This window comes from Rhodoplanes azumiensis, assembly GCF_042682915.1.
In the GTDB taxonomy this organism is placed as follows: domain Bacteria; phylum Pseudomonadota; class Alphaproteobacteria; order Rhizobiales; family Xanthobacteraceae; genus Rhodoplanes; species Rhodoplanes azumiensis.
On sequence record NZ_JBHUIW010000038.1, the window covers coordinates 1 to 14,654 of the forward strand.

The 14,654-nt window shown below is 70.3% G+C and carries 14 protein-coding genes; 1 reads left to right on the forward strand and 13 read right to left on the reverse strand.

Translation table 11 applies throughout. From position 1 onward, the window contains the following. Window positions 1–102: 102 nt before the first annotated feature. Together ACFSOX_RS22155 and ACFSOX_RS22160 are read right to left on the reverse strand one after the other, a co-directional pair. Window positions 103–708 carry a pentapeptide repeat-containing protein gene (locus ACFSOX_RS22155; protein WP_378480002.1) on the reverse strand — a complete coding sequence of 202 codons (606 nt, stop codon included), beginning with the start codon at window positions 706–708 and terminating at the stop codon, window positions 103–105. A 127-nt stretch (window positions 709–835) separates the two neighbouring features. Beyond that, window positions 836–1,825 carry a substrate-binding domain-containing protein gene (locus ACFSOX_RS22160; RefSeq protein WP_378480003.1) on the reverse strand — a complete coding sequence of 330 codons (990 nt, stop codon included), beginning with the start codon at window positions 1,823–1,825 and terminating at the stop codon, window positions 836–838. A 275-nt stretch (window positions 1,826–2,100) separates the two neighbouring features. On the opposite strand from ACFSOX_RS22160, the gene ACFSOX_RS22165 reads away from it, so the two are divergent. Continuing rightward, complete coding sequence (locus ACFSOX_RS22165) at window positions 2,101–2,286, forward strand: hypothetical protein (protein WP_111355151.1); 186 nt, start codon at window positions 2,101–2,103, stop codon at window positions 2,284–2,286. Window positions 2,287–2,318: 32 nt separating this feature from the next. Here ACFSOX_RS22165 and leuD read toward each other — a convergent pair whose 3' ends face one another. The 11 genes from leuD to ACFSOX_RS22220 form a co-directional block, all read right to left on the reverse strand. After that, window positions 2,319–2,933: a 3-isopropylmalate dehydratase small subunit gene (gene leuD / locus ACFSOX_RS22170; RefSeq protein ID WP_378480004.1), complete on the reverse strand. Its 615-nt coding sequence runs from the start codon at window positions 2,931–2,933 to the stop codon at window positions 2,319–2,321. Next, window positions 2,933–4,372: a 3-isopropylmalate dehydratase large subunit gene (gene leuC, locus ACFSOX_RS22175; protein ID WP_378480005.1), complete on the reverse strand. Its 1,440-nt coding sequence runs from the start codon at window positions 4,370–4,372 to the stop codon at window positions 2,933–2,935. The genes leuD and leuC overlap by 1 nt, the downstream gene beginning before the upstream one ends. Beyond that, window positions 4,362–5,795, reverse strand: a complete 1,434-nt coding sequence (locus ACFSOX_RS22180) for an FAD-dependent oxidoreductase (protein WP_378480006.1) — start codon at window positions 5,793–5,795, stop codon at window positions 4,362–4,364. Before ACFSOX_RS22180 ends, leuC begins: the two co-directional genes overlap by 11 nt. Beyond that, window positions 5,792–6,415 carry a cysteine hydrolase family protein gene (locus ACFSOX_RS22185; RefSeq protein WP_378480007.1) on the reverse strand — a complete coding sequence of 208 codons (624 nt, stop codon included), beginning with the start codon at window positions 6,413–6,415 and terminating at the stop codon, window positions 5,792–5,794. The genes ACFSOX_RS22180 and ACFSOX_RS22185 overlap by 4 nt, the downstream gene beginning before the upstream one ends. Beyond that, window positions 6,412–8,517, reverse strand: a complete 2,106-nt coding sequence (locus tag ACFSOX_RS22190) for a hydantoinase/oxoprolinase family protein (protein WP_378480008.1) — start codon at window positions 8,515–8,517, stop codon at window positions 6,412–6,414. Before ACFSOX_RS22190 ends, ACFSOX_RS22185 begins: the two co-directional genes overlap by 4 nt. Further along, complete coding sequence (locus ACFSOX_RS22195) at window positions 8,514–10,268, reverse strand: hydantoinase B/oxoprolinase family protein (protein WP_378480009.1); 1,755 nt, start codon at window positions 10,266–10,268, stop codon at window positions 8,514–8,516. The genes ACFSOX_RS22190 and ACFSOX_RS22195 overlap by 4 nt, the downstream gene beginning before the upstream one ends. Further along, on the reverse strand, window positions 10,265–11,164 hold the full coding sequence (locus ACFSOX_RS22200; RefSeq protein ID WP_378480010.1) for an isocitrate lyase/PEP mutase family protein: 900 nt from the start codon (window positions 11,162–11,164) through the stop codon (window positions 10,265–10,267). The genes ACFSOX_RS22195 and ACFSOX_RS22200 overlap by 4 nt, the downstream gene beginning before the upstream one ends. A gap of 181 nt (window positions 11,165–11,345) precedes the next feature. Continuing rightward, window positions 11,346–12,047: an ABC transporter ATP-binding protein gene (locus ACFSOX_RS22205; protein ID WP_378480011.1), complete on the reverse strand. Its 702-nt coding sequence runs from the start codon at window positions 12,045–12,047 to the stop codon at window positions 11,346–11,348. Next, complete coding sequence (locus tag ACFSOX_RS22210; RefSeq protein ID WP_378480012.1) at window positions 12,034–12,783, reverse strand: ABC transporter ATP-binding protein; 750 nt, start codon at window positions 12,781–12,783, stop codon at window positions 12,034–12,036. Before ACFSOX_RS22210 ends, ACFSOX_RS22205 begins: the two co-directional genes overlap by 14 nt. A gap of 1 nt (window position 12,784) precedes the next feature. Then, entirely contained in the window at window positions 12,785–13,774 is a 990-nt protein-coding gene (locus ACFSOX_RS22215) for a branched-chain amino acid ABC transporter permease (protein ID WP_378480013.1), read from the reverse strand. Beyond that, window positions 13,771–14,643 carry a branched-chain amino acid ABC transporter permease gene (locus ACFSOX_RS22220; protein WP_378480014.1) on the reverse strand — a complete coding sequence of 291 codons (873 nt, stop codon included), beginning with the start codon at window positions 14,641–14,643 and terminating at the stop codon, window positions 13,771–13,773. Before ACFSOX_RS22220 ends, ACFSOX_RS22215 begins: the two co-directional genes overlap by 4 nt. Between the last annotated feature and the right edge of the window lie 11 nt (window positions 14,644–14,654).

The window sequence follows — 14,654 nt, forward strand, 5'->3', positions numbered from 1 at the left end:
TCGCCTGTCCACAAATCCCCAGCTCCTAAACCACTCAAAATCTAATGGTTGCTACATCCTACGCGCCACGTCCTACGCGCGATGCGTCCGGGTCGGCTCTCGTCAGCTCCAGCGATAGCCGAAGCTGCGAATCCCCGAGAGCGCGGGCTGACCGGAGAGGAGGCGCGGCAGCTTGACGCCGGTGAGCCAGGTGCGGCCGTGCACCTCCATGCCGGCGGTGTTGCAGCGGCCGTCGAACTGGGCGTCGTGGCACCACAGGCCGCCGAAGCACTCGTTGTCCTCGAACGAGGCGGGGCCGCGGAAGCGCGTGCGCTCGAGCGACAGGTTTCCGAGCACCTGCAGGCGGTCGAGGAAGGCGGCGCCGTGGAACTCGGCGAGGTCGAAGTCGCCGACGCCATGGAACTCGCAGCCCGAGAAGGTCGCGTCGCCCAGAAAGGTGGCGCCGTCGAACCGCGCGTCGTTGCCGAACACCGCGCCGGAGACATCGACCTTCATCGCGAACCGGCAGTCGCGGAACCAGGCGAGCCCGGCGAAGACGGCGCCGCGCGCCGTCACGGGGGCCTCGAAACGCGTGCCGGTGAGATCGACATTGCCGATGCGGGCGCCGCCGAGATCGAGCGGCTCGTCGACGACGAGGCCACGCAGATCGCAGGCGTGACCGACGGTGAGCGGCGCCGTCATGACGGCGCGCAGGTCGGCAGCTTTCATGTGGTCTCCTGTTCGGATGTCACACGCGGGGGATTTTCGCGCGATCCTGAGGCGCGGGCGTCGACTTGGCAAGCGTCGAGGCGTCCGGACGAAAGGGCGGGCGGCGGGTGGCGGGCGACAGGAGCCGTCAGATCTTGAATTCGGTGAGCGTGCTCGGCGCGAACAGCTCCTCCGGCGTGAACAGACGGTCGATCAGACCCTGCTCCTTCGCGAAGCCCATCAGCATCGCCACGGACGGCCAGTTGGCCTCCAGCCCTTCCGGCCAGAAGTCTTCGCCGAAGACCGCGATGGTCTCCTCCAGGGCCGGCAGATACCACGGCAGACTGTAGGGCAGCGCATTGACGTCGCGCATGCGATCGAGACAACGTCGCGAGCTCTCGCGGAACGCCTTGAACAGGCTCATGGCGATCCACGGCTCGCGGTCATACAACGCACGCCGGATCACGACCGTGTGCATGATCGGCACGACCTTGGTGCGCGCGTACCAGGCGCGCTCGTCGGCCGGATAGTTCGGGAACAGCCGCACGATGTCGGGATGGCCCTGGCGGAAGATCGAGGGCACGCGCGGCCCCATCATGGCGTCGATGTCGCCGGCCGCCAGCATGCCGACCAGGCTCTTGCCGGGCGGGATCGGCAGGATCTCGACGTCGGCGTCGACCGTGATCTCCATACGGTCGGCGCGGTTCGGCTCCTCGATGCCGCCGACGCGCCAGCGCATGGCGCCGGGCGGCACGCCGTAGTCGTGCTCGAACAAGCCGCGCAGCCACAACGCCGCCGTCATGGCGTATTCGGGCACGCCCATGATCTTGCCGGCGAGGTCTTCCGGCGCGCGGATGCCGCTGTTGCGGTTGACGAAGACGAAGCCGTGGCGGAAGCAGCGCGACGGGAACAGCGGGATCGCCACGTAGTCGTGGCCGATCCCGCGCGCCTTGGCGATCATGTGATAGGCGAGCGAGCACTCGGCGATGTCGAACTCGCCGTAACGCAGCAGGCGCCAGAACACCTCCTCGATCGGCAGCTCGACATAGGTGAGCGACAGCCCCTCCGGCCGGACCGACCCGTCGATCAGGGCTCGCGTGCGGTCGTAGAAGCCGCCCGCCATGGTCACCTGGAGCATTCCTGCCGTCCCCCGTCGCGCGAAACGGGGGCAGAATGGCGCGCCCCGGCGGCGCGGTCCACCGCGGTCCCGGACGGTCGGCGCGCGGTTGTGCTGCACCGCAGCATGGAGATCATGGCCCCACGCGGCACGCGCCCATCACGACCGGTTCTACCCCATCGCGAAAAGTTGCCTCATCAGTAATCATTCTGATGCATTTTTCCGCGTTCGGCACGAGATCTCCACGGTCCGGCCAGGATGTTCATGCAGACTGCGCCGCATCTCGGGAGGACGAGATGACCGATTGCAACTATCGCGGTTACCGCATCATCACCAAACGCGACGAGACCTGGAAGGCCGAGATCTACGCGCCCGGCACCTACGGCGTCGTCGAGACCATCACCACCCCCCAGCAGGACGAGCGCAGCGTGATCCTGATGGCGCAGGCCCGGATCGACCAGGACTGCCCCCGCCACTGCTGACGACCTTCCCCACCTGACGGCCCGGCCGCGCCTCATCCCTGACGGCGCGGCAGGCTCCACGGAAACAGCACCGCCCGCTCCGCCGAGAACGCGCGGATCGCCGCGGTGTGGCTCAGCGTCAGGTCGATGTCGTCCCACCCGTTCAGCAGCTTGGTCCGCCACACCTCGTCGATGGCGAACGGCATCGTCTCGCCGTCGACCCGGATGGTCCGCGTCTCGAGATCGACCGCGACGCGCCGGCCGGCGGTGGCGTGATCGAGCAGGCGCTCCGCCGCGGCGGCGTCGACGCGGGCCGGCAGCAGCCCGTTGTTGACCGCGTTGGAGGCGAAGATGTCGCCGAAGCTCGGGGCGATCACGCAGCGAAAGCCGAAGTCCACCAACGCATAGACGGCAGCTTCGCGTGACGAACCGCTGCCGAAGTTGCGCCGCGCGACCAGCACGCCGGCGCCCGCGAAGGCGGGATCGTCCAACGACAGGCCGCGCGACGATCCGTCGACCTCGAAGCGCAGATCGTGCAGCAGGAAGCCGCCGTAGCCGGCGGCCCGCGGCTGCTTCATGAAGCGCGCCGGAATGAGCTGGTCGGTGTCGACGTTCGCCAGCGGCAGCGGGCAGGCGACGGCGTCGTCGAGGCGGCGGAACGGCTGCATCACAGTCTCCCGGCGAGCAGCGGGCGGACGTCGGCGAGATGCCCGGTGACGGCGGCGGCCGCCGCCATGGCGGGCGACATCAGATGCGTGCGGGCGCCGAGCCCCTGGCGATTCTTGAAGTTGCGGTTGGTGGTCGAGGCGCAGCGCTCGCCCGTGGGCACCTGGTCGCCGTTCATGCCGACGCACATCGAGCAGCCCGAATCGGCCCATTCGAGCCCGGCCGCGACGAAGATGCGGTCCAGCCCCTCCTGCTCGGCCTGCTGCTTGACCCGCGACGAGCCCGGCGAGACGAGCCCCGGCACCCGCGCGGTGCGGCCGGCCAGCACGGCGGCGGCGGCGCGCAGATCCTCGATGCGCGAATTGGTGCAGGAGCCGATGAACACCCGGTCGACCGCGACCTCGGCCAGAGGCCGGCCCGGCGACAGCCCCATATAGGCGAGCGCGTCACGCACATGGGCGGCGCGGGCAGGGTCCGTGATGTTGTCAGGATCCGGCACCGTGGCGTCGATCGGCAGCGCATCCTGCGGACTGGTGCCCCAGGTGACGGTCGGCACGATCGCGTCGCCGCGGAAACGGACCTCCTCGTCGAACACGGCGTCCGGATCGCTCGCCAGCGCCAGCCAGTCGGCCGCGGCGCGCTCGAACGCCTCACCCTCGGGCGCGAACGGTCGGCCGCGCAGAAAATCGATCGTGGTCGCGTCCGGCGCCACCATGCCGCAGCGGCCGCCGCCCTCGATCGAAAGGTTGCAGAGCGTCAGCCGGCCCTCCATCGAGAGGCTCCGGACGGCGGAGCCGGCATATTCGATCGCGTGGCCCTGGGCCCCGTCGGCGCCGAGCTTGGCGATCCAGGTGAGCGCCATGTCCTTGGCGCCGACGCCCGGCGTCAGTGCGCCGTCGATCACGATGCGCATGCGCTTGGGCTTGCGCTGCCAGAGAGTCTGGGTGATCAGGACATGCGCCACCTCGGACGCGCCGATGCCGAACGCGAGCGTGCCGAAGGCGCCGTGCGTCGAGGTGTGGCTGTCGCCGCAGACCATCACCAGGCCCGGCAGCGTCAGCCCCTGCTCCGGCCCGACCACATGGACGATGCCCTGGCGCGGATCGCCGAGGCCGAACAGCTTTATCCCGTGCTTGGTCGTGTTGCCGACCAGGCGGTCGACCATCACCTTGACGCTCGCGTCGGCGATCTGCGGACGGCCGCGCGTCGGCACGTAATGGTCGGCGACCGCGAAGGTGAGATCGGGCCGCGCCACGCTCGCCCCGCGGGCGGCGAGCTGCGCGAAGGCGTGGTGCGAGCCCTCGTGCAGGACGTGGCGATCGACGAACAGCAGCGTCTGGCCATCCTCGCGCGTGACGACCGCGTGGGCGTCCCACAGCTTGTCGAGCAGGGTTCTCGGCGCGCCGCGCGCGATCGCGCTGGTGATGGCGTCACCCGGCATGGGCATCGTCTCCGTGAGGGACACGCTCCGCCTTGACGGCGCAGGCCGCGACCCGCCCGGCGGTGCGGCCGAGGCCGACCGCCGACAACAGGCCATTGCCCGAGAGATAACCACTCGCCTGCGATCCTGAAACACCGCAGGCCGCGCCGCCGACGGCGAACAGGTTCGGCAGCGCGGTGCCGTCGTTCCGCAACACCCGTGCATCCGTGTCGACGACGAGGCCGCCTTGTGTATGAAGCAATGCGCCCGTCACCCTCACGGCCCGGTACGGCGGCACCAGAGGCGGCGCGCGCGAGAAATCGCGGCCGAACGCGTCGATCGCCTTCGCGCACTGCGCCGCCTCGGCGGCGCACAACGTCGCCGTCAGGTTCGCCACGGGCACGCCGATCCGCTCCGCCAGGTCGGGAATGGTCGCGGCGGTCAGCACGGCGCCGGCCGCCTCGGCCTGGCGGAAATCCTCGAAGCCGCGGGCCACGGCGCCGATGCGCTCGTCGAAGATCGTGAAGGCGATGCCGCCCGGCTGCGCCACGATGGCGGCGGCCTGCTCGGAGTAGCCGCGCGTCTCGTCGGCGAAGCGGCGGCCGTCGCGGTTCACCTGCACGCCGCCCTGCGTGATGGTCGCCCAGGTGATCTGGATGCCGTGCGGATGCGCGATGGCGCCGTGCCCCTGATGGCCGGAGAGATGCCGGGTCGCGGCGCCGAGCGCCTCGCCCCAGACGAGCGCGTCGCCCTGGTTGCCGATGTGGCCGAAGAACAGCGCGTCGGCGAGCGCCGGGATGTGACGCGACACCTGCGCCGGGTTGCCGCCGTAACCGCTGCAGGCCAATACCAGCGCACCGCAGCCGACCTCGTCGCGGCTGTCGTCCGGCCGCACGACGCCGATCCCACGCACGCGCCCGTCCGGGTCCGCGAACAGCGTGTCGACGCGCGCGTCCGTCATGATCATCACGCCGGCCGCATCGGCCGCCGCGCATAGCCGCTCGATCAACTCGACGCCGGACCGCGTCGGCAGGCCGTGCATCCGGTAGGTCGAGTGGCCCGGATAGAGGAACTCGGTGATCACGTCGAAGGGCAGGCCGTGCGCGTCGGCGAGCCATTCGAGCGTCGGACCGATCGTCTCGGCGAGATGCATCACCACGGCCGCGTCGGGCTCGCGATGTGCCTTGGCGAGGATGTCGGCGGCGAACAGCTCGGCCGTGTCGACGATGCCGGTTTTGGCCTGCCAGCGCGTCGCCGGCGCCGGGATCAGGCCGGCCGACATGGCGGTCGAGCCGCGCGGCACGGGATCGCGCTCCAGCACCAGCACGTCGACGCCGGCGGCGCGTGCCGCGAGCGCCGCGACGAGGCCGCCGGCGCCGGCGCCGATCACCACGACGGGCATCGACACCTCGAAGCGCCTGTCCGCCGCAGGGACGACCGTCATGCACCGGCCTCGGCGCGGATCTCGGAGAGCACCTCGGCAATCGACGCGACGCGCGCGACCGGGCGAAGCGCCTCGATCGCGGTCGCATGCACGGCGGGCGTGAAGGCGGCGCAGCCGTCCTCCAGCACCGTGATGTCGAGCTCGCGCACATGGGCGTCGCGCACCGTCGAGGCGACGCCGCCGTTGGTGACGATGCCGCAAACGATCAGCCGCTCGATGCCGGTCTTGCGCAGCACCCATTCGAGCCGCGTCATATAGAAGGCCGAGTAGGCGATCTTCTCCACGCAGAAGTCCGCCGGCTGCAGCGCGCCGACGAGCTGGTGGCCCCAGGCGCCGGGCAGAAAATCGCCTCTCTTCAGGAACGGACGGAGCGCTTTCAGATGAGGCGAGATCATCGGCTCGCCGCCACGGCCCGGAACCAGCGTGAACTGGGTCGACACGACGAGCCCGCCGGCGGCGCGCAGCGCGGCGGCGAGCGGCTTCAGGCGTCCCGGCAGCGCGGCGATCTCGGGCACGCCCTGGCCGGCACGGCCATAGGCGCCCTCGGGGTGCAGGAAGTCGTTCTGCAGATCGACGATCAGCAGCGCGGTCTTGTCGATCGGCACGGCGGCGATGCTCACGACGCGGCCTCCTGGCTCGCCGACGACGACTGCTTGCGCTCGACGATCACGTTGCCGAGCGCATCGACGCGGGCGACGAGATCGGGATCGATCACCGTGGTGGCGTCCGGCTGCTCCAGCACGGCCGGTCCGGGCACGACGGCACCCACGGGCAGCTCGAGTCGCGAAAAAATCGCGGTGTCGTACCAGCCGCCGTCGAACCACACGGGTCGACGGCCCTGGCCCGCCCGCTCCATCGAGGCTTCGGGTCCAGGCGCCAGCGCCGCGAGATCGAAGCGCGGCCGCCGGCCGATCGCCGCGGTGCGCAGATTGACGATCTTCACCGGCACGTCGGGCAGCAGGCGACTGAACGACGCCTGATAGGCACGATCGAACGCGGTCCTGATCAGCTCGGCCGTCACGCCTGTGGTGTCGCCGACAGGGCTTTGGGTGAGCGTCACCGGCAGCGGCACGGCGATCGTGTGGGTCTGGCCGACATAGTGCATGTCGAGCTCGAACACGAGGTCGATGCGCTCCATCGCGAGGCCGGCGTCCTCGACCACGGCGCGGGCTGCCGCGGCCTCGCTCACCATGCGGCGGTCGAGCGTCGCGGCGTCGAGCCCGGCGAGCGTGAGATTCACGGTCTGCACCTGATCGTGCCGGATGTCGGCGATGACGCAGCCAAGCGCCGAGGTGACCCCGGGATAACGCGGCACCAGCGCCCCCTTGAGCCCGACGTCCTTGATCAACGCGCCGACATGCAGCGCCCCGCCGCCGCCGAACGGCACCGCGACGAATTTTCCCGGATCGTGGCCGCGCTCGATCGACACCAGGCGGATGGCGCCCGCCATCTTGCCGTCGGCGACCCGCACGATCGCCTCGGCGGCGGCGTGCGCGTCGAGCCCGAGCGGCGCGCCGACGTCACGCAGGATCGCGGCCTTCGCCGCCTCCACGTCGAGCGAGGCGAGCTTGCCGCCGATCGGCCGCGCCGCGTTGATGCGGCCCAGCACGACATTGGCGTCGGTGAGCGTCGGCCGGTCGCCGCCCTGGCCGTAGCAGACCGGGCCGGGCCGCGACCCGGCGCTGTGCGGGCCGACCTGCAGGAGCCCGCCCGCATCGACATGCGCGATCGACCCGCCGCCGGCGCCGATCGTGGTGATCTCGACCATCGGCGTGCGCACGACGAGGCCGAAGTCGATCGTCGTCTGCGGAGCGAGCGCCGTCTCGCCGCCGACGACCAGCGACACGTCGAACGAGGTGCCGCCGAGATCGCCCGTGATCACGTCCGGAAAGCCGGCCTCGCGGGCGATGGCCGCCGCGGCGATGACGCCGGCCGCCGGCCCCGACAGCGCGGTGCGAACCGGCAGGCGCCGCGCCGTCGCCGTGGACATGATGCCGCCGTTCGACTGGACGATGTGGAAGCGCCCGGCGAAGCCGCCGGCCTGCAGGGCGCCGTCGAGCTTCTGAAGATAGCTGCCGACGACCGGTTGCAGATAGGCGTTGAGCGCGGTCGTCGAGGTGCGCTCGAACTCGCGGATCTCGGGCAGGATCTGGCTCGAGCAGGCAATGTTCGCGTTCGGCCACGCCGCTGCGGCGGCCGCGAGCGCCGCCTGCTCGTTCGCCGGGTTGGCATAGGCGTTGATGAACACGATGGCGAGCGCCTGGGCGCCCTTGGCTGCGAGCGTCCGCGCGGCCGCCGCGACCTCGTCCGGGTCGATCGCCGTCACCACGCTGCCGTCGGCATGGGTGCGCTCGGCGACCTCGATCCTCAGATCACGATCGACCACCGGCGTGAAGTCGCCCCACAGCCCCCAGGTGTGGCGGCGATCGCGCCGGCGCATCTCCAGCACATCGCGGAACCCGCGCGACGTGATCAGGCCGATGCGGGCGCCCTTGCGCTCCAGGAGCGCGTTGGTGCCGACCGTGGTGCCGTGGACGATCGAGGAGAGCTCCGACACCGGGCCGAAGGTCGCGAGGCCCCCCATGAAGCCGACCGCCTCGTCGCCGCGGTTCGACGGCACCTTCGCGGTGCGGAAGCGACGCTCCGCCTCGTCGTAGAAGAACAGATCCGTGAAGGTGCCGCCCACGTCGACGCCGACGGTACGGCCCGGTGCCGTGCTCACGCTGCTTCTCCTTCACGTTTCTCGCCGACACGCTTCTCGCCGATCGTCGCGCCGTCGGCGAGCGGCCGCCCCTCGGCATCGACGCAGACGCCGTAGCGGCTCAGCGCCGCCTCCGGGCTGACCAGCCCGAACCGCACGTCGCGCGCGACGCGCTCCGGATCGCGCGCGGCCGGATCGCCCCAGCCGCCGCCACCGGGCGTCTCCAGGCGCACGCGCCGGCCCGCCCTGATTCTCACGTCGGTGACCTTGGACACCATCGGGGGCGACCGCTCGCCGTCGTCGGTCTGCCAGTGAAACCGATTCAACGCGGCCGGATCGCCGCCGGCGACCCCGAAGGGCGCGACCTTGCCGCGCTCGCCGAGCAGAGAGACCTCGGCATCGGACAGAACCTCGATCTCGTAGACGGCGCCGACACCACCGCGATGCTCGCCCGCGCCGGCGCTGTCGGGCCGCAAGGCCCACCGGGTGAACTTGATCGGATAGGCCGCCTCCAATATCTCCAGCGGCGGAATGGTCGCCGTGGAGATCGGGTTGTTGGCGTGGTTGAGGCCATCGCTCCGCGGGTTGCCGCCGAGCCCGCCGCCGAAGAACGAGAACATCACCCAGCGGCTGCCGTCGGCGCGATGTCCGGCGATCGAGAGCGCGTTGATGGTGCCGAACGGGCCGGCCGTGGCGCGCGCCGGATCGGCCTTGGCGAGTGCCCCGAACACCACACCGATCAGGCGCAGGATCGTCTCGGTGTAGCCGGCGACCGGTTTCGGCGCCTTGGCGCCGAGCAGCGTCGTGTCCGGAATCACGAAGTCGATCGGTCGCAGGCAGCCGGCATTGGCCGGCACCTCGACGAACACGTGCTTGAGCGCGACATAGCAGGCCGCGACCGCGGTGGCGCGCGAGATGTTGATCGGCCCCTGCGGCGGCGGCGACGAGCGCGAGAAGTCGAGCACCATGGAGCCGTCGCGGATCGTCAGATCGAGCGCGATGACGAGCGTCTCGTCCGTGATCCCGTCGTTGTCGAGATAGTCCTCGAACGAATAGGTGCCGTTCGGGAGCGAGCGCAGGGCGGATCGCATCAGCGCCTCGGCACGATCCGAGAAGGCGTCGAAGGCGGCCGTCACGGTCGCGTCGCCGTACTCGTCGAGCAGCGCATGGAAGCGTCGCTCGCCGAGATCGAGGGCGTTGAGCTGGCCGTTGAGGTCGCCCCAGTTGGAGAGCGGCACCCGCGTGTTGGCGGCCAGGATGTCGAGGATGTCCTGGTTGATGGTGCCGGCCGAGATCAGCTTCACGGGCGGGAAGCGCACGCCCTCCTGAAAGCTCTCGGTCGCCTTCGGGTTGTAGCCGCCAGGCACGTTGCCGCCGATGTCGAGCCAATGACCGACCGAGGCGAGCCAGCAGAACAGCGTTCCGTTCCGAAACACCGGACGCACCAGCCTGAAATCGTTGAGATGCGTGCCGCCGTCGTAGGGGTCGTTGAACAGGAAGGTGTCGCCGGGCGAGAGCCCGCCGCGCGTCTTCACCAGATCGATCACCGACTTCACGGCGAACGCCATGGCGCCGACGAAGATCGGGAGCCCCTTGGTGCCCTGCACCAAGGTGTCCCCGGTCTCGGCGTGGTAGAGGCCGTGGCAGGCGTCGCGCGCCTCGGCGATGATCGGATTGAAGGCCGAGCGATAGAGCGTCGCGTCCATCTCGTCGGCGATCTGCTCAAGCCGGCCGCCGAGCACGGCGAGCGTGACGGGATCGATGGTGGTCACGCGGCATCCTCCTCGTCGTCGCCCGGCCGGTCGCGGCCGCGGTTGTCGTATTCGGCCCCGAGCGCCAGCATCTCGGGCGTGCCGATCAGCGCGTTGAGCGCGCCGAAATCGAACATGCGGTCGGTGAACGCGGCATTGCTGCCCGTGGCGGCGAGCGAGGCGTAATAGGCCTGCGCCGTGCGGGCGAGCGCCCGCACGATGCCGCCCGGGAAGATGACGATGCGGAAGCCGAGCGCGCCGAGCTCGCCGGCCGGCATCAGCGGCGTGTCGCCGCCCTCGACCATGTTGACGAGCAGCGGCCGCGTCGCGGCCAGCGCCGCGACCAGTCGATCGAGCTGATCACGCGAGCGCGGTGCCTCGACGAACAGCACGTCGGCGCCCGCCTCGGCATAGAGCCTCGCCCGATCGACCGCCCGGTCGAAACCCTCGACGGCGACGGCGTCGGTGCGGGCCACGATCAGGGTCTCGTCGCTTGAGCGGGCATCGACGGCCGCCTTCACCTTGCCGGCCATCTCGGCGGCGGGGATCAGCGTCTTGTCGCGCAGATGGCCGCAGCGCTTGGGAAACGACTGGTCCTCGAGCTGGATCGCGGTCGCGCCGGCGCGCTCGAACAGCCGCACGGTGCGCTGCACGTTGAGGGCGTTGCCGTAGCCGTTGTCGGCATCGACGATCAGCGGTGTCGGCACCCGGTCACGCACCGACGTGATCACGTCGGCGACCTCGGACATCGTCACGAGCCCGATGTCCGGTCGCCCGAGCCGCGTGTACGCGATGGCCGCGCCGGAGAGATACAGCGCCTCGAAGCCGGCACCGGCGGCGAGCGAGGCGGTGAGCGCGTCGTAGACGCCGGGCGCGACGATCGTCCCGCCGCTGTCGAGCCGCTGCTTCAGAGTCATCTTCTTGTTCCTGCTCGTTGTCACGGCCTTGCCAACGAAGAAGCCACGCACAGCAGTCGATCCACTCGCTGCGCCGAGATCGTGTGAATGCGAGTGCCACAGCATTCCCTCCCCCCTTGTGGGGGAGGGAGCAGGCCCGGTCGTTCGGCTGATGTCTTCACCCTCACCGATCCGTTCATCCTCACAATCCCAGATAAACGCGCCGCAGATCAGGATCGTCGGCGACGTCCCGGGCCGCGCCCGAGAGAGCGACGACGCCGTTCTCGATCACATAAGCGCGGGCCGCGATCTCCAGCGACTGCACGACGTTCTGCTCGACCAGCATGATGGCGAGGCCCTCCCGGTTGAGGCGGCGGATCAGCCCGAACATCTCCTCGACCAGCAGCGGCGAGAGGCCGAGCGACGGCTCGTCGAGAACGAGGAGGCGCGGCTCGCCCATCAGGCCGCGGCCGATGGCCAGCATCTGCTGCTCGCCACCCGACAGCGTGCCGGCGAGCTGGGAAGTCCGCTCGCGCAGGCGCGGAAACGTGGTGAACACCCGCTCGAGATTGGCGTCGCGGTTCGCCCGGCCGCGACGGTAGCAGCCGAGCTCGAGATTCTCGCGCACGCTCATGGTCGGAAAGATCTTCCGCCCCTCGGGCACGTGGATCAGGCCCGCCGTGACGATCTCCTTGTCGGGGAGGCGATCGATGCGCGCGCCGTCGAACCTGATGGCTCCGCCGCGGGCCGGTAGCACGCCGGACAGGACGTTGTTGAGGGTCGTCTTGCCGACGCCGTTGGCACCGAGCACCGCGACGATCTCGCCGGCGTCGACCCGCAGATCGATGCCGCGCAGCACCGTGGTGCCGCCGTAGCCGGCCTCCAGGCCCTCAACCTCGAGCACGGACGCCTCCGGCGGCGATGCGGGCGGCGGCGCCGTGCCCGAGATAGGCCTCGATCACCTGCGGATCGGCGCACACGTGCTGCGGCGTGCCGTGCGCGACGTGACGGCCCTGTGCGATCACGTAGACGGTCTCGCAGAGGTTCATCACCGCCTGCATGATGTGCTCGATCATGAAGATGGTGACGCCGTCGTCGCGGATGGCGCGCAGCACCGGGATCATGTCGCGCACCTCGGACGGGTTGAGGCCGGCCAGCACCTCGTCGAGCAACAGAAGGCGCGGCACGGTCGCGAGCGCGCGCGCCACCTCGAGCCGCTTGCGGCCGGCGATCGTGAGGGCCGCGGCCGGCTTGTCGAGCTCGCCGGCAAGGCCGACCCGCTCGGCGACCGCGGCGGCGCGGTCCATCGCATCGGCCCGGCGGGCGTGGCGCAGATAGGCGCCGACCGCGATGTTCTCGTGCACCGAGAGCCCCGCGAAGGGCTGGGTGATCTGGAACGTGCGGGCGATGCCGCGCCGCGCGCGCCGGTGGGGCGGCTCGTCGGTGAGATCGATGCCGTCGAGCAGGACGCGCCCGCCGGTCGGATGAAGAAACCCGGCCAGCATGGCGAAGACCGTGGTCTTGCCGGCGCCGTTCGGCCCGATCAGCCCGGTCAGCGAGCCCTCCGCGACATGGAGCGACACGTCGTCGACCGCGACCAGGCCGGAGAATTTCTTGGTGAGGCCCTCGGCGACCAGCATGTCAGGCCTCCACGGCGGACTTGCCGCCACGCGAGATCGCGCGCAGACGGCCGGCGAGCCGCGAGAGGCCGCCCATCAGGCCGCCGGGCAGGAAGGCGACGACGAGGATCAGGACCACGCCGAAGACGACGAGATCGATGCCCGGCACGCTGCCGGCGACGCCCTTGGTCGCCTCGCCGAGCCCGTGCAACGCGAGCGCCCCGATCAGCGGCCCGAAGACCGTGCCGGCACCGCCGACCAGCGGCGCCAGCAGCGCCTCGACCGAGATCCACGGGCCGTAGGCGACGGTGGCGTCGACGAACAGGAAGTACTGCGCGTAGAGGCATCCGGCGAGCGACGTGAGCGCCGCCGACAGTGCGATGGCGCCGAGCTTCACCCGCATCGGATCGACGCCGAGCGCCTCGGCGGCCTGCTCGTTCTCGCGCACCGCGATCAGTTGCGCGCCGAAGCGCGAGCGGGTCAACCAGGTCGAGATCACGAGACCGAAGCCGACGAAGCCGAGCACCAGCATGCAGGTGATACGGCGATCGGCGAACTGCAGGGTCGCGACGCCGGGATCGAGCCTGATCAGAAGCCCGGCCGCCGCCCCGGTGAAGCTCGCGGCATTGGCGACGACCCGAAAGACCTCGGCGAAGGCGAGCGTCACCAGCGCGAAATACGAGCCGCGCAGCCCGGATCGGAACGACAGGAACCCGACGAAAAGGCCGACCGCGACACCGGCCACGCCTCCGCAGAGGAGGCCGAGCCAGGCGTTGACGCCGAACTGCACCTGCAGGATCGCGCTCGCATAGGCGCCGGTGCCGAAGAACGCGGCGTGGCCGAACGAGTATTGCCCGCCGAAGCCGCCGAGGATGTTCCACCCCTGCGCGGCGAGCGTGACGATCAGCATGTAGACGAGGAAGTTCAACGTGGCATTGGAGACACCGAGCCACGGCACCACGGCGAGTACCGCGACGACGAGGAGCGGGCGCAGAAGATCGATCGCGGTCATGCGCGCGCTCCGAACAGGCCGGTGGGTCGCAGGAGCAGCACCACGATGAAGATGAGGAAGATGCCGAGCTGGCCGAGGCTGTCGCCGAGACAGAGGCTCGACAGGCTCTCGACCGCACCGATCAGGAGGCCGCCGACCAGCGCGCCGACCACCGAGCCCATGCCGCCGAGCACGACGATCGTGAAGGCGACGAGCACGAAGGCGCCGCCGATGCGCGGATTGACGTAGAAGGTCGGCATCAAAAGGCTCGCCGCGACCGCGAGGCAGACGCAGCCGATCCCGAACGTCACGGCATAGACGTGATCGACGTCGATGCCGACCAGCCGCGCCCCGGTCTTTTCACGCGCCACGGCGCGGATCGCCTTGCCGATGTCGGTGCGCTCGAGCATCAGCCACAGCAGCGCCGTCATCACCAGCGTCACGACGAAGCCGACGAGCCGCGGCTGCGACAGGAGGAGCGGGCCGATCGAGACGACCTCGAGCGCATAGTCGCTCGCCACCGTGCGGGTGTCGGACTTGAAGCCGGCGAGCAGCAGGTTCTCCAGCACGATGGCGAGGCCGAGCGTCACCAGGAGGATGTTGCCGTCGTCGTGCCGGCTCGCCGGGCCGATGACGAGCCGTTGCATGCCGTAGCCGAGGCCGAACATCAGCGGACCGACGATCAGCACGGCCGCGTAAGGGTCGATGCCGAGCCAGGCCCAGGCGGACCACACCATGAACATGGCGCAGGTGAGCAGCGCACCGTGCGCGAAGTTGATGATGTGCAGCACGCCGTAGACCAGCGTGAGGCCGAGCGCGACGAGGGCATAGACGCCGCCGGTCAGCAGACCGTTCAGCACGGCCTCGAGCACGATCTCGGGTGAGTACATGGGTGGTCCGG

Excerpts from the sequence above, each read along its gene's own strand:
- ACFSOX_RS22155 (WP_378480002.1), bottom strand. The coding sequence starts at position 708 with ATGAAAGCTGCCGACCTGCGCGCCGTCATGACGGCGCCGCTCACCGTC.
- ACFSOX_RS22160 (WP_378480003.1), bottom strand. The coding sequence starts at position 1,825 with ATGCTCCAGGTGACCATGGCGGGCGGCTTCTACGACCGCACGCGAGCC.
- ACFSOX_RS22165 (WP_111355151.1), top strand. The coding sequence starts at position 2,101 with ATGACCGATTGCAACTATCGCGGTTACCGCATCATCACCAAACGCGAC.
- leuD (WP_378480004.1), bottom strand. The coding sequence starts at position 2,933 with ATGCAGCCGTTCCGCCGCCTCGACGACGCCGTCGCCTGCCCGCTGCCG.
- leuC (WP_378480005.1), bottom strand. The coding sequence starts at position 4,372 with ATGCCGGGTGACGCCATCACCAGCGCGATCGCGCGCGGCGCGCCGAGA.
- ACFSOX_RS22180 (WP_378480006.1), bottom strand. The coding sequence starts at position 5,795 with ATGACGGTCGTCCCTGCGGCGGACAGGCGCTTCGAGGTGTCGATGCCC.
- ACFSOX_RS22200 (WP_378480010.1), bottom strand. The coding sequence starts at position 11,164 with ATGACTCTGAAGCAGCGGCTCGACAGCGGCGGGACGATCGTCGCGCCC.
- ACFSOX_RS22210 (WP_378480012.1), bottom strand. The coding sequence starts at position 12,783 with ATGCTGGTCGCCGAGGGCCTCACCAAGAAATTCTCCGGCCTGGTCGCG.
- ACFSOX_RS22215 (WP_378480013.1), bottom strand. The coding sequence starts at position 13,774 with ATGACCGCGATCGATCTTCTGCGCCCGCTCCTCGTCGTCGCGGTACTC.
- ACFSOX_RS22220 (WP_378480014.1), bottom strand. The coding sequence starts at position 14,643 with ATGTACTCACCCGAGATCGTGCTCGAGGCCGTGCTGAACGGTCTGCTG.